Raw genomic sequence first — 12,964 nt, 5'->3', positions numbered from 1 at the left:
GCGGACGATGGGCCAGGCGGTGCTGATCACTTTCTCGGGCGACCACGCCCCTCGACCCGGGTCAGGCGGCGCCGAGCCGGTCGAGGGTTTCGGTCCGCAGCCGCTCCGCCCCGCTGCCGGGTCCCGGACCGGCGTTCGCGGACGCCCCGCAGGAGACGTCCCGCTCCGGGAACTCGCCGTCGACGAGGAAGCCCGTGGTGACGTTCCAGGCGCAGGCGTTGTCACCGTAGAGGTAGACGCCGTGCCCGTTCCCGTCGACGCTCACCAGCCGCGACCGCTGCCCGAACTTGTCGTCCAGCCTCACGCCTCCGGCGTACGGTGTGGCCGCGTCACGCAGGTTCTGCACGATCAGGACGTTGTCCGGGCCCTCCCCGGTGATCTCCACCGGGGCCTCGGCCGGCTCGTGGTGCCAGTAGGCGCACGGCATGACGTTGGCAGGGGCCGCGCCGTACATCGGGTACCGCTCCCGGTCCTCGGCGACACCGCTCCGGTAGGTGTCGAGGTCCTCCGGCCACTCGGAGTCGTTGCAGGCCACCGCGAGGAACGCCGACCAGGCGTTGTCCGCTGCCACGGGCTCGGCCGTCTCCTCACCGCCACCGGCCGGGCCGTCCAGGTACCGCTGGACCGCGCTCTCGTCGCGGTCGTCCAGCGCCTGCCACAGCTGCGCCGTCCGGGCGTAGTTCGGCTCGCCGTACAGGCCGATGAAGGAGGCGAATCGGAAGGCGGGGCCGTCGACGCCCGCCACCGGCTCTTCGTCGAGCCGCCCCGCGATCTCGAAGTAGGTCTCCCGCACCTGCTCCGGAGAGTTCCCCAGGCCGTAGCTGCCGTCGCGTCGCGCCAGCCAGGCGGCGAAGTCGGGGAAGGCCTCCTCGAAGCCCGCGCCGAACTGGCGGAGACCGTCGTAGCCGAGGAAGGTGTCGCCGATGTTGCTGTCGAGCACGATCCGGTCCGTGCGCTCGGGGAACAGGGAGGCGTAGGCGGCGCCCAGCGCCGACCCGTAGGACACCCCGAAGTAGCCGGTCTTCTCCTCGCCGAGCGCTGCCCTGATCCGGTCCATGTCGCGGGCCGTGTTCGCCGTCGAGATGTGGGGCAGCAGCCCGTCGGTGTCGTTGGCCGCGCACCGGTCGGCGACCGCCTCGGCGGTCACCGCCTGGTCGGTGATGGCCGCGTCGTCGACGGCGTACGGCGGAATGTTGCCGTAGTACGCCTGGTCGGTGGTGAAACCGCAGCTCACCGGTGCGGAGTGCCCGACCCCGCGGGGGTCCATGCCGATCAGGTCATAGGTGTTCGAGAGGCTCGCGGGCGCGCCCAGGGCGGCCAGGTCGGCGGGCATCGACAGCCCGGAGCCGCCCGGGCCGCCCGGGTTGAGCATCAGGATGCCGCGCCGCTCACCCGGTACCTCGCTGGCAAGGCGGGAGACCATGATGTCGATCCCGGCGCCCTCGGGGTCGCCGTAGTCCACCGGTACCGGCACGGTCCCGCACTCCAGCGGGTACGGCCCGGTCGGGACGTCGGCGGGGCACGCGCCCCACTCCACCTCCGGCACCGGCCTCCCGTCGCGATCGTCGGCCGCGGCGGGCGCCGCCGCGACCAGCGAACCGGCGAGGAGGACCACCGCCGTCAGCGGCGCACTCCGGCCCGTGCTCCATTTTCGTTCCACGTGTGCAGCCTCCTGGGTAGCGGATTCCCGCCTCCCGGCAGCCCGTCGCCCCCGCTGTGAGGGGCGGCCGTCGCCGCCGGGAAGCACCCCCTCAGACTGCTGTCACCCCGCCGCGCCCACCAGTGACGCGGCGTCATCGGTTCACCCCCTCAAACGTCATGGGAGCCCCCGTGGCACCGGTCGACCGGTACCGGGGAGCGGCGGGGCCGACGAAGGGGCCGGGCCGAGAGCCAGCTCCGGGGCACGGCCCGAACAGCGCAAGATCGGTCAGGCCGCCGCCCCGGGGGCGCCGCTACGGTTCGGGCATGACCACATTTCACGCCTTCCTCGGCTGCAGCCTCGACGGGTACATCGCGGGGCCCGACGGCGAGCTGGACTGGCTGACCGTCTTCGACAACACCGGCTACGAGGAGTTCTTCGCCACCGTCGACGCCCTGGCGATGGGGCGCGCGAGCTACGACACCATGCGGGAGTTCACAGGGGACCACTACCGGGGCACACCGATCCATGTGCTCTCCACGACGCTGCCCGCCGGACCGCGACCGGACCTGGGAAGTTCGCCGGTGACCGTCCATCCGGACCTCCCCGCGCTGCGGACGGCCCTCGCCGAGGCCGGGGTCAAGCGCGCCTACGCCGACGGGGGCCGCACCGTCCAGGCGTTCCTGGCCGAGGGTCTCCTCTCGGACCTCACCGTGACCCGCGTTCCGGTGCTCCTCGGGAAGGGCATCCCCCTCTTCGGACCCGACCCCTGCCCCCTGCGCCCGCACCTGGTCTCCTCGTTCGCGACGGACCAGGGGGCGGTCCAGTCCTTCTACCGCTTCTCGGCGGACGGGAGCTGACCGAGCGTGTACCGGCAGCCGTCCACGGGGATCCCGGCGGTCGGCGCCTCTGACGCCCACTGCTCGGCAGACGGCGGGGCCCCTCCGTCTACTTCCCGGCCCCGCCGGACGAGGCGGACTCCGTGACGCTGCGCGCCGCCGACTTCGGAACCTTCGAGGTGCCCGTGGAGCAGGGGAGGGGCCGCCGACCCCGCCCCCCGGCGCCGGGGGGCGGCGCGCATCGCACGAACGCGGCACCGCTCCGGGGGGAGGGCCGGCCGGGGACCTCTCCGCCCGCACCTGCCTCGCCCGCACCTGCCTCGCCCGCACCTGCTTCCCGCTCTCCTGACCGCCGCACTGCGGGCCGGCTCCGCTCCCGGCGGCCTTCGACGGCGGCAATACGCGCTGGTCGGGGCCGCCTGTTGCCCGAGGTGTAGCCGGTGTGGGCGGGGGAAGGTGGTACGCACGGTCAGTGTGAGGCGGGTGCGCGAAAACGCTGGGGGAGACGATGGCTGGTGACCGGATCGGGCTGGCGGAGATGCTCGCCGAGGCGGAGGACGCCGCGCCGATGGAGTCCCTCAACGTGGTGGCGTGCAATCTGCGCGACCGGTTCGACGCGCACGCGGTCTCGTTCCTGTTCGCCGACATGGTCGGCCGGCAGGTGGTGCGGGTCGGCGAGGAGACCGTCACGCGGAAGGACCGCCAGCCCGAGCAGATTCCGCTGGACGGCAGCGTCTACGACCGGGTGCTGCGCACCCAGGAACTGGTGCAGGGACCCGGGGACGGGCACGGGCAGCAGGTGCTCGCTCCGGTGACCAACCGCGGCGACGTCATCGGCATCCTGGAGCTGACCCTGCCCCACGTCACGGGGGAGGTTCTGGACGAGGTCCGCGGGGCCGCGCACGCGCTGGCGTACATCATCGTCACCGACCGCCGTTTCACCGACCTCTACCACTGGGGCCGGCGCACCACCCCGATCAGCCTGGCCAGCGAGATCCAACGCCACCTCCTGCCCAGCGCGTCCTCCTGCGAAGCCGCCCAGTTCGTCCTCGCCACGGCCCTGGTGCCCGCCGACTCCGTCGCCGGGGATACCTACGACTACTCCCTGGACCGCAACACCCTGAACCTGTCCATCACCGACGCCATGGGCCACGACGTCAACGCCGCCCTCATGGCCACCCTGCTGGTCAACGCCTCCCGCAGCGCCCGCCGAGCCGGCGCCGACCTGGCCGATCAGGCGTATCAGGCCCACCGGGCCCTCCTGGACCACGGAGACCACTCGTTCGCCACAGGCCAGCTGGTGCGCATCGCCCTGGACGGCACCGGCGCGCAGATCGTCAACGCCGGGCACCCCTGGCCGCTGCTCCTGCGCGAAGGCACGGTGAACGAGGTCGGCCTGGACGTCGACCTGCCCTTCGGTATGCACGTACCGGTCGCCTATCACGTGCAGCACCTCGACCTGCGCCCCGGTGACCGCCTCGTCTTCCACACCGACGGCATGCAGGACCGCCGGGCGGCATCCGTCGACCTGCCCCGGCTGATCGGTGACACCGCCGACGACCACCCCCGTGAGGTCGTACGGACCCTGACCGCCGCGGTCACCGACGCCTCCGAAAGGCGCCCGGAGGACGACGCCACCGTCGTGTGCCTGGACTGGCGCGGCTCCCACCACGAGGGCCGCCGTACCCGGGCCGGAGCCGACAGGTGAGCACCGGGCGGCGCCGCCGCCCCCGCGATCCGGGGCAGGGCCCCCGTGGACGTGGGTCCCGGAGCGGTCCCGGTGCGGTCTCCACGCCCCGGGATGCTTCTGTCACCGCTCTGTGAACGCGGCGCGGGCGCGTTAGAGGGGCAGGCCGACCGACTCCGAGAGGGCCGGGTCCCTGGGGCGCCGGCGGGGGAGTCGGGGGACGAGGGCTCAGGAACAGGGGCACTCCATTGCCGCTGCTATCGTTTTTCGATAGATTCTTATTGAGAAACGATCCAGGGAGATGCGATGGGGAAGTTGACGGTGCTGGCGCTGCGCGTCGTGCTCGTGATGTTGCTCGGAGGGTCGGTGTTCGTGCAGGCGGTCATGGTGCCGCTGCTGGCCGCGGACCTGCGCGAGGCCGGCGCCGACCCGCTGCTCGTGCGCGCCCCCGTGATCGCGATCGTGTTCCTGGGCATCGTTGCGGTCCAGGCAGTTCTGGTCTGTGTGTGGCTCCTGGTGACGAAGGTGCGGCGCGGGACCGTGTTCTCCAGCACCGCCTTCCGGTACGTCGACGTGATGATCGGCGCGATCGTGGCGGCCGCCCTCCTGGTGTTCGGGCTCGGGTTCGTCATGGCCCCGGGCGAGGCCGTGCCGCCGGGTGTGGTCCTGCTGGTGGGCGGCGTGGGCACGGCGCTCCTGGGGGTCGCGCTCATCGTGGTCGTGCTGAGGACGCTGCTGGCCCAGGCGATCGAGAGCAAGGCCGAGGCGTCCCGGCTGCGGGGCGAGCTCGACGAGGTCATCTGATGCCGATCGTCGTCGACATCGACGTGATGCTGGCCAAGCGCAAGATGTCCGTCGGGGAACTCGCGGACCGCGTCGGGATCACGCCCGCCAACCTGGCGGTGCTCAAGAACGGCCGCGCCAAGGCGGTGCGCTTCACGACCCTGTCCGCCCTGTGCACGGTGCTCGACTGCCAGCCGGGGGACCTGCTGCGCTGGGAGCCCGAGCCGGCCGATGCCCCCGAGCCCGCCACCACGCAGCCGGGGCGGTGAACAGCGGGGCGGACCAGGCCGACCGGCAGGGGGCGGCCGACGGGCCGGGGCCGGTCACCACGCGTCGCCCTCCGCGCCGACACCGCCTGCTAGGCGGTCCCCGCCCGCCGGTTCACGACGGCAGCCAGGATCGCGGTGCGCATCCCGGGCACCTCGACGCCGAAGCGCTCGTGGACCGCCTTGAACCCGGCCCTGTACTCGTGCCGCTCCTGCGGGGTGAACACCGTCCAGACATCGCCGTCGGCCGCGATCGCGGCCAGGGCCACGTCCTCGGCGGGGGCGGTCGCCACGGTGTGCTCGGTGCGGACCGCCTCGTGCACGCGCTCGCGCAGCCGGCGGACCTCTCCGGGGTGTTCGAGGGTGACGTCGAGGGTCGGGAAGAGCCCCAGTACCCGGCCGCGGTCGACCGTGATCGACCCGTTCGCGACGAGCTGCTCGCGCACGGCCCTCTCGGCCTTCCACTCACGGTCCGGGACGGCGTTGATCCAGTGGCCCGGTTCGTGCGGCGACAGGCCGTCCAGCACCTCGGCCAGGAACGGGTCCTCCGGAGTGCGGGCGGTGTCGCGCTCGGCCCTACCGTCCCGGGCACGGAGCAGGCCGCCGAGGATCAGCTCGGTCAGCGCCGCGGCGCGCAGCAGGTGGCCGCGGTAGGCGGTGCTGACGGGGTCGAACCGGTTCTTGTCGGTGTCGTAGCTGAGCAGGTAGAGCCGTTGCGGCAGTGTCGGTTCCATCGTCTTCTCCTCGGCGTCCGTCCCGCCCGGGGCGCCCGGCCTGCCGGGCGCGGAACCGTCTCTTCCCGGCGCCGGAGCTCCCGAACCCCGTGCCGGCGTGTCCGCGACCCCGCCCCGGGGGGCCGGACCAGTATTCGTCCTGCTCCGCCGCGACACCAGTGACACGGTGTCATGTCCTCACCGGTACAGGCATCACGGCCCGGACGCGGTACGGCTGTCGGACGGCGGCTGCGGGCCCGGGGGCGCCGACGCCGCATGCGGCTCCCCGGGTCTACCGGCGTGACAGGTCCGCCAGCGCCAGCCCTCCGCCGAACGCGATCAATGCTCCCCCGGACGCCTGGTCCAGGCGGCGCAGCGTCACCGGCCGCAGGCGGCGCCCCGCCAGCACGCGCCCCGCGGTCGCCCAGACCAGGGCGGTGGCCGCCTCGCAGACGATGTAGAGCCCGCCCAGCGCGACCAGCTGCACTCCGGCCGCGACGCCGGACCCGGAAGAGACGAACGGTGGTAGGAACGCCGTGAACAGCAGGAGAGCCTTGGGGTTGGCGGCGGCGGTGACGAACTCCTGCCCCGCCAGCTTCCACGGCGCCGTATCACGGGCGCCCCCGTCCTCCCGGTCGGGTGCGGACCCGTTCGGCGCGGAGGCGGCGCGCGCCGACCACACCACCCACGCCCCCAGTCCGACCATGACGGCCGCCCCGGCGACGCGGAGGATCTCGAAGGCCGTCCGGGAGGCGTGCAGGAGCGCCCCCAGGCCGGTGGTCACCGCACCGAGCATGAGGGCGAACGCGGCGAAGCGTCCGAGGAGTGCGACGGCGGCCGGACGCAGGCCCTGCCGCAGCCCGTTGCGGAAGGCGAGCAGGTTGTTGGCTCCGGGCGCGGCGGCCACCGCCAACGCCGCGGGTACGAAGACAGCCAGCTGCGCCGAAGAGAGCATGAACCCAACCTAAGCGGCGACCGGCCCCCGTCCGGGGTACCGTTCCACACGCGTCGGTTCCCCGGCAGGGGAGGAGCCTGCTCCCGGCAGCCGGGCCGAGGCCGGAGCCCGTAGCGCGTCCACGCAGTTCGACGACCTGTGTGGGCCGGTCGGACCGGGTAGGAGAGACACAGGGCGACGGCACGCGGGCGCCGAGCGCCCACGGCCGCAGCACGCGAGGACGGAGAGTGGCGATGGACGGCGAAACCTTGCAGGACACGGCCCAGGAACACGCCGAGACCCTGGTGGGTGCCGGGTTGGAGCACCCGTTCGGACCCGACTGGGAGGTCTTCAAGGTCCGGGGCAAGGTGTTCATGCTGATGACCGAGGTCCCCGGCAAACCGGTCGTGATCCTCAAGTCCGACCCCGGTGAGGCCGAAGCCCTGCGCGAGACCCACGCCGACATCACACCGGGCTACCACATGAACAAGAGGCACTGGATCACGCTCGCTCCCGGCGACTCGATCGACGAGGACCTGGTCAGGGAGCTGGTGGCCGAGTCCTACCGGCTCGTGGTGGGCAACCTGCCCCGGTCCCACCGCCCCGTCGGGACGCCGTCGAGAAAGCCGGCCACGCGCCCGGACGTTCGCGCGGCGGGCTGACCACCGGGCTGCGCCCGGCCGTCGAGCGGCAACGGAAGCCCCTGTCCACCGTGTTCACGGCCGGGCAGCGCGGCGCCGAGGTCGTCCTCGCTGCGGCGGTCGACGAGCGGCCGTGAGCAGCACGGCCGAACGATTCCTAGACGACGTCGAATTCGTTGCCTTCCGGGTCCTGCATCAGGACCGCGTAATGGTCCATGTCCGGTTCATCCGTGGTCCGGAGCACGCGGGCGCCGGCCTCGACCAGCCTCTCCACCGTGGCGGTGACCCGCTGCGTGCGCACCGCCAACGGGACGTCGCGACCGCCGCCGACCTTCAGATCGAGGTGTATCCGGTTCTTGGCGGCCTTGGGTTCCGGAACCCGCTGGAACCACACCCGGGGCCCTTGCCCTGCGGGATCGACGATCGACTCCGGGGTGTCGCCCGTGCCCGCGGGCAACTCCTCCTCCGGCACCCCCATGGCTGCCCAGTACTCCCGCCACGTGGTGTGTCCGCCCGGTGGGGGTTCGGGTATGTATCCCAGAGCCTCGCTCCAGAACGCCACCAGTCTCCGCGGGTCGGAACAGTCGATCGTCAGTTGCAGCGTCATCTCCATGACCGGAGTCTGGCGGACACGTCCGACATTCGTGCCGGACCGGTCCCGCGGACGGCAGGGGCGCACTTTCGCCACAGACCTGAGGAGTGGCCATGTCCATCACCGGAGAGCAGCTCCAACAGACCGCGCGCAGCGCGGCCCGGGACCTGCCCGGGACCGACCAAGGGCGGCCCTTCGTCGACAAGCTGGACGTGTACAAGGTGGCGGGCAAGGTCTTCCTGATCGTCACCGACGACCCAGACGAGCGCATCGTCACCGTCAAGGTCGAGCCCGACCACGGCCGCTCCCTGCGGCGCCGGTACCCCTCGATCACCCCGGGCCGTTACCTCGACAAGAAGCATTGGCCCTCCGTGGGCGCCGGCGAAGAGATCACCGAGCACATGATCCGGGACCTCGTGGACCACTCCTACGAGCTCGTCCTGGACTCCGTGCCCCGGGCCCGCCGCCCCCGAGCGGGCGGGGAGGGCCGCAGGAAGGGGTGAGGCGACCGCGTAGGCGCACCGCGCCGACCCTGCGGGGGTACGGGGCCGCCGCACGGGCGCACCCGCGGCTCAGGGCGCGGCGGAGGCTGCCGGTTCCGGGGCGACGGCGCGGCGGACGCAGTCCCGCAACAGGTCGCGCCGCTGTTCGTGCACCCCCTGGGGCTCCGTCGCGGTGGCGGTGTAGACGTTGCTCACCGGCGACCAGGCCATGGACATGGCGATGACCAGGGCCATCACGTCGAAGGGGTCGCCCTGCCTGATGCGCCCGGCGGCCTGGGCCTCGGCGATGGCGCCGAGCTTGTGGTCGTCGTAGCGCTCGTGCTCCGCGACGAGGTGCCCGGTCGGGCGCCGTTCCAGCCGGGCCCAGGTGGCGAGGCGGATGAGGTCGGGACGGGCCAGGTACTCGTCGTAGAGGCGCACGGCCCAGTCGGCCAGGTCCCCGGCGTCGATGGGGGCGACATCGATGATGCGCTCCAGCGAGGCGAAGAAGATCGCGTCGAAGAGCTGTTCCTTGTTGCCGAAGTAGCCGTAGAGCTGGGCCTTGTTGGTCCGTGCGGTGGTGATGATCCGCTCGATGCGGGCTCCGGCGATGCCGTACCGGGCGAATTCCTGTGTGGCGGCGTCGACGATCCGCCGGTGCGTGGCGGCCCCGCGCGCGCTCGATGGCTGTTCGGGCATGGCCGCCACGTTAGCAGACAGACCAGTCTGTTTGCTTATCCGGCTCCGACGGCCTAGGTTTCAAATAGACCGAACAGTCTGTCTTTGGAGAGATATGCGCACCACCATCGGATGGCAGGCGGACCCTGCGACCCGCGCCCTGCGCCGCACCCACCTCCGGCGCCGGGACCTGCGTCCGGACGACGTCGCGGTGCGCGTGGACTACTGCGGCGTCTGTTTCAGCGACCTGCACGCCCTACGCGCCCACAAGAGCGACATGGACGGGGCCCTGGTGCCGGGGCACGAGTTCACGGGCACGGTGAGCGAGGTCGGCGGCGCGGTCACCGGCTTCGCCCCGGGCGACCCCGTGGCCGTCGGCAACATCGTCGACTCGTGCGGCACGTGCCCCATGTGCCAGGCCGGCCAGGAGAACTTCTGCCGCGGCTTCCCGACCCTGACCTACGGCGGAATCGACCGCCGTGACGGGGCGACCACCCTGGGCGGCTACTCCCGCGAATACGTGGTCCGCGACACGTTCGTCCACCACCTGCCCGCCGGCCTGGACGCGGCCGGAGCAGCCCCCCTGCTCTGCGCCGGCGTCACCGTCTGGGAACCCCTGCGGGCCCTCGGCGTGGGCCCCGGCAGCACGGTCGCCGTGGCCGGGCTGGGCGGTCTGGGACACCTCGCCGTCAAGCTGGCTGCCGCACTCGGCGCCACGACCACCGTCATCAGCCGCACACCGGGCAAGGCCGAGGAGGCGTACGGACTCGGCGCGGACGGATTCGTCGTCTCCACCGACGCCGCGCAGATGGAAGCCGTCCGGGACCGGTTCGACGTGGTCATCGACACCGTCTCCGCCCCCCACGACCTGACCCCCTACCTGCGCACCGTCGCCATGGACGGCACCCTCAGCCACCTCGGGCACCTCGGCCCGGTCACCGTGGAGACCACCGACCTGCTCATCGGCCGCAAGAGGCTCAGCTCCGCCGGCAGCGGCGGCCGACCCTCCACCGCCGACCTGCTGCGCTTCTGCGCAGAGCACGGCATCACCGCCGACATCGAACTGCTGCCGTCGTCGCAGGTGAACACGGCCTTGGAACGCCTGGAACGCAACGACGTCCGCTACCGCTTCGTGCTCGACATGTCCGACCTGGACTGAGCGGCGGCGCCGGCCACGTTGCACGGGGCTGCCTTGCGGGCGCTCGCGGCCGGCACCGATGTCGAGGAGATCTCGGTCGGGCTGGGGCACGCGACCATGCACTTCACCCAGGACACTTGCCAGAGCCTGTTTGCCGGACGTGGCCGAGGCCGCCGCACTGCTGAGCGGAACGCCAGTTCAGAGCGGTGGGCTGGTTCCGGTGCGGTGGCCGGTACCGGGGAGCACACCAGGAGCCGCCCTGCACCGACGACCTCAGGTCAGCGAAAGGGCTCGCACTTGCTGGTCTGAGGTTCCCTCATCCCCGAGGCTGCTCCACCATCGGATCAACGGCCCCCAGGTAAGGGATCAATCGAGCTCCCACAGCCGTACGGTGCCGTCGTAGCTGTTGCCTGTGGCGAGGGTGGTGCCGTCGTGGTTGAACGCCACCGAGGACACGCCGCCACCGTGTCCGGTGAGAGTGGCTTCGGGGTGCGAGCCCAAGCCCCGCCACAGCAGGACGGAAACGATCGCGAGAACACTCACCGCGCTGATGTAGTACGGCCACCTCCTTCGTCGCGGCGCCCGCCCGCCGGAGTCTGTCGTCGCAGGGGGGAAGGGCAGGGGAACCGCGGAACCCTCTGCGGCAGGGGTCGGTGCCTGGAACCTGGTGGGGTTCGGGTTGCCGGACACGGTCGTTTCGGCGAGGGGGTCTGTCTGGGGCGGAAGGGTCGCGTTCTCGGCTCTCTCACCGGGGTCCCGGGCCGGTGGGGACGGAGGAGGGCTGTCGGCCGGTGCGGTGCGGGCGGCGGGGGGCGGCCAGGAGCCGTGGAGGTCGCGGGTCTCGAAGCGGGCGAGGATCTGGTCGGGGACTGGACGTTGGACCGGATCGTGGTTCCAGCACTCGAGGACCAGCGCCCGCAGTTCCGGGTCGAACGTCCCCGGGTCGGGGGGAGGACTGATGACGCGGCGCAGGGTCTCGGCCATGGTGGCCCCGGCGAAGGGGTTGGTACCGGTGGCGGCGTAGACCAGCACGGTGCCCAGGGAGAAGATGTCGGATGAGGGACCCACGCGTGAGCCGTCGGTCTGCTCCGGTGACATGTAGGGAAGGGTGCCGAAGACCGCGCCCCGCGTGGTCATGCTGTCGGCGTCCAAGGGGCGGGCGATGCCGAAGTCGATGATGCGGGGGCCGTCCTCGGCCAGGATGATGTTGCCGGGTTTGAGGTCGCGGTGCACCAGGTCGCACCCGTGGATGGCCTTCAGTCCTTCGGCGAGGCCGGTGGCCAGCACCTGCAGCGCGGGCGTGGTGAGGGGGCCGTGGCCGCGGACGGCCTGCTGCAGGGTGGGGCCGGGGATGTGGGCGGTGGCGATCCAGGGCGCGTCGGCGTGAGGGTCGGCGTCCACGACCTGAGCGGTGTGGAATCCGCCGACCTTGCGCGCGGTCTCGGCCTCGCGGGCGAAGCGGGCGCGGAAGCCGGCCTCGGAGGCGAGTTCGGGGCGGATGACCTTGACGACCAGGCGGCGTCCGGAGGTGGTGCGGGCGCCGGGACCCCGCCGGTATCCGGCAAGGGGCACAGGACGGCCGGGCGTGCGGCGGACCTCCCGCACGCCCGGCCTGGTCCGAGCCCGTCAGGGGCCCGGGGCGCCGCCGTCGGAGGGGCCGGGGACGGGGTAGGTCAGGGTGACGGTCACCGAGGCCTCTGCCGAGCCGCTGAAAACGACCAGCGACCCCTCGGCGGCGATCGTCACTCCGAACTCCACCGACACCGACTCCGGGCGGGTGGCCTGCTGCGCGAGCTCCCACACCGTGCCGCTGAACTTGGCGGCTATGCCCCGCACCACGTCCTGGACGTGGTCGACGGCCTCCGCAGCCTTGTTCGCGACGGCCTCGGTGACGCCGGAGGTCATCGGCTCGGCCCCTGGCAGCTGCTGGACGGCGACGTACACGTCCACGCCGTCGATCGTGATCGGCACCAACTTCTTGGGAAGGGACACGCTCGCACCTTTCGGGGGCCGTAGGGCGCCGGTCCGCGCCCCGGGAACTTCAGAGGTGGTAGGCGCCCCGGATCATGTACGCGCCGTCCGACTGGCGGTAGTAGCCGGGGTCGGGAGGGGAACCGACCCAGTCCGGCAGGAGGCCGACCACGGCCCCCCGGACCGCCTTGCCGGCCTCGGTGTGCCGCAGCACGTAGCCGGCCCCGGAGGCGGCGAGCCCGCCGGGGGACCGGGCGAGGATCATCCTGCCGACGCTGACCGCGTCCCAGACGAAGTGGGCCGCCTCCTTCACGGCGGCGCGCTTCTCGTGCCAGTCCGGCGGGCCGGAGTGGTCGAGGGCGAAGAAGGCGCTGGACCCGCCCGTGTACCTGACGTGGAAGCCGAGGATCAGCCCGTTGTCGGGGAGGACGTAGGCGTCTCCGCGCGCGATGTAGAGCGTTCCCCGGCTGCCGTCCGGGTTCGTGTGCGCGAGTTCGAGGGCGGGGGTGTCGATGGAGGAGGCGAGGTGGAGCCAGGTCCGGTACCCGGAGGCCCGGGGACTCATGAGGATCAACGTCGTGCACCCTTCGTGCGACCGTGG

15 protein-coding genes are annotated in these 12,964 nt (G+C 72.3%); 7 read left to right on the top strand and 8 right to left on the bottom strand.

Annotated elements, in window-relative coordinates; genetic code table 11:
* Window positions 1-61 precede the first annotated feature (61 nt).
* Window positions 62-1,660: an alpha/beta hydrolase gene (locus ACWGL3_RS01410; protein ID WP_267944921.1), complete on the bottom strand. Its 1,599-nt coding sequence runs from the start codon at window positions 1,658-1,660 to the stop codon at window positions 62-64.
* A gap of 305 nt (window positions 1,661-1,965) precedes the next feature.
* Here ACWGL3_RS01410 and ACWGL3_RS01405 point away from each other — a divergent pair, with 305 nt between their 5' ends.
* The 4 genes from ACWGL3_RS01405 to ACWGL3_RS01390 all read left to right on the top strand — a co-directional run bounded on the left by ACWGL3_RS01405 (window position 1,966) and on the right by ACWGL3_RS01390 (window position 5,217).
* Window positions 1,966-2,499, top strand: a complete 534-nt coding sequence (locus ACWGL3_RS01405) for a dihydrofolate reductase family protein (RefSeq protein ID WP_452460647.1) — start codon at window positions 1,966-1,968, stop codon at window positions 2,497-2,499.
* Between the two features lie 487 nt (window positions 2,500-2,986).
* Window positions 2,987-4,186: a PP2C family protein-serine/threonine phosphatase gene (locus ACWGL3_RS01400; protein WP_267944919.1), complete on the top strand. Its 1,200-nt coding sequence runs from the start codon at window positions 2,987-2,989 to the stop codon at window positions 4,184-4,186.
* A 285-nt stretch (window positions 4,187-4,471) separates the two neighbouring features.
* Complete coding sequence (locus ACWGL3_RS01395) at window positions 4,472-4,969, top strand: DUF2975 domain-containing protein (protein WP_267944918.1); 498 nt, start codon at window positions 4,472-4,474, stop codon at window positions 4,967-4,969.
* Window positions 4,969-5,217, top strand: a complete 249-nt coding sequence (locus tag ACWGL3_RS01390) for a helix-turn-helix domain-containing protein (RefSeq protein WP_267944917.1) — start codon at window positions 4,969-4,971, stop codon at window positions 5,215-5,217. Before ACWGL3_RS01395 ends, ACWGL3_RS01390 begins: the two co-directional genes overlap by 1 nt.
* Before the next feature lie 89 nt (window positions 5,218-5,306).
* Here ACWGL3_RS01390 and ACWGL3_RS01385 read toward each other — a convergent pair whose 3' ends face one another.
* The gene (locus ACWGL3_RS01385) at window positions 5,307-5,948 is read right to left on the bottom strand and encodes a GOLPH3/VPS74 family protein (protein WP_267944916.1); all 642 of its coding nucleotides are present in this window, start codon (window positions 5,946-5,948) and stop codon (window positions 5,307-5,309) included.
* Window positions 5,949-6,219: 271 nt separating this feature from the next.
* Complete coding sequence (locus tag ACWGL3_RS01380; protein ID WP_267944915.1) at window positions 6,220-6,882, bottom strand: LysE family translocator; 663 nt, start codon at window positions 6,880-6,882, stop codon at window positions 6,220-6,222.
* A gap of 233 nt (window positions 6,883-7,115) precedes the next feature.
* Between ACWGL3_RS01380 and ACWGL3_RS01375 the strand changes: the two genes are divergently transcribed.
* Window positions 7,116-7,523, top strand: a complete 408-nt coding sequence (locus ACWGL3_RS01375) for an MmcQ/YjbR family DNA-binding protein (RefSeq protein ID WP_267944914.1) — start codon at window positions 7,116-7,118, stop codon at window positions 7,521-7,523.
* A gap of 136 nt (window positions 7,524-7,659) precedes the next feature.
* Here ACWGL3_RS01375 and ACWGL3_RS01370 read toward each other — a convergent pair whose 3' ends face one another.
* Entirely contained in the window at window positions 7,660-8,115 is a 456-nt protein-coding gene (locus tag ACWGL3_RS01370; RefSeq protein ID WP_267944913.1) for a VOC family protein, read from the bottom strand.
* 92 nt (window positions 8,116-8,207) lie between these two features.
* Here ACWGL3_RS01370 and ACWGL3_RS01365 point away from each other — a divergent pair, with 92 nt between their 5' ends.
* On the top strand, window positions 8,208-8,597 hold the full coding sequence (locus ACWGL3_RS01365; protein WP_267944912.1) for an MmcQ/YjbR family DNA-binding protein: 390 nt from the start codon (window positions 8,208-8,210) through the stop codon (window positions 8,595-8,597).
* Between the two features lie 69 nt (window positions 8,598-8,666).
* Here the strand turns inward: ACWGL3_RS01365 and ACWGL3_RS01360 are convergent, their stop codons facing one another.
* A complete protein-coding gene (locus ACWGL3_RS01360) occupies window positions 8,667-9,275 on the bottom strand; it encodes a TetR family transcriptional regulator (protein WP_452460646.1) in 609 nt (202 codons plus the stop codon).
* A 94-nt stretch (window positions 9,276-9,369) separates the two neighbouring features.
* On the opposite strand from ACWGL3_RS01360, the gene ACWGL3_RS01355 reads away from it, so the two are divergent.
* A complete protein-coding gene (locus ACWGL3_RS01355) occupies window positions 9,370-10,413 on the top strand; it encodes an NAD(P)-dependent alcohol dehydrogenase (RefSeq protein ID WP_452460645.1) in 1,044 nt (347 codons plus the stop codon).
* A 345-nt stretch (window positions 10,414-10,758) separates the two neighbouring features.
* Here the strand turns inward: ACWGL3_RS01355 and ACWGL3_RS01350 are convergent, their stop codons facing one another.
* Genes ACWGL3_RS01350 through ACWGL3_RS01340 form a run of 3 tightly spaced genes read right to left on the bottom strand, consistent with a single transcriptional unit; the run spans window position 10,759 to window position 12,937 of the window.
* The gene (locus ACWGL3_RS01350) at window positions 10,759-11,964 is read right to left on the bottom strand and encodes a protein kinase domain-containing protein (RefSeq protein ID WP_452460644.1); all 1,206 of its coding nucleotides are present in this window, start codon (window positions 11,962-11,964) and stop codon (window positions 10,759-10,761) included.
* 54 nt (window positions 11,965-12,018) lie between these two features.
* The gene (locus ACWGL3_RS01345; protein WP_267944908.1) at window positions 12,019-12,384 is read right to left on the bottom strand and encodes a CU044_2847 family protein; all 366 of its coding nucleotides are present in this window, start codon (window positions 12,382-12,384) and stop codon (window positions 12,019-12,021) included.
* Between the two features lie 49 nt (window positions 12,385-12,433).
* Window positions 12,434-12,937, bottom strand: a complete 504-nt coding sequence (locus ACWGL3_RS01340) for a hypothetical protein (RefSeq protein WP_267944907.1) — start codon at window positions 12,935-12,937, stop codon at window positions 12,434-12,436.
* Window positions 12,938-12,964: the final 27 nt, after the last annotated feature.

Source organism: Nocardiopsis sp. NPDC055824, assembly GCF_053616335.1.
Note: the sequence above shows the minus strand (reverse complement) of the source record. Positions and strands in the feature narration are given on the sequence as shown.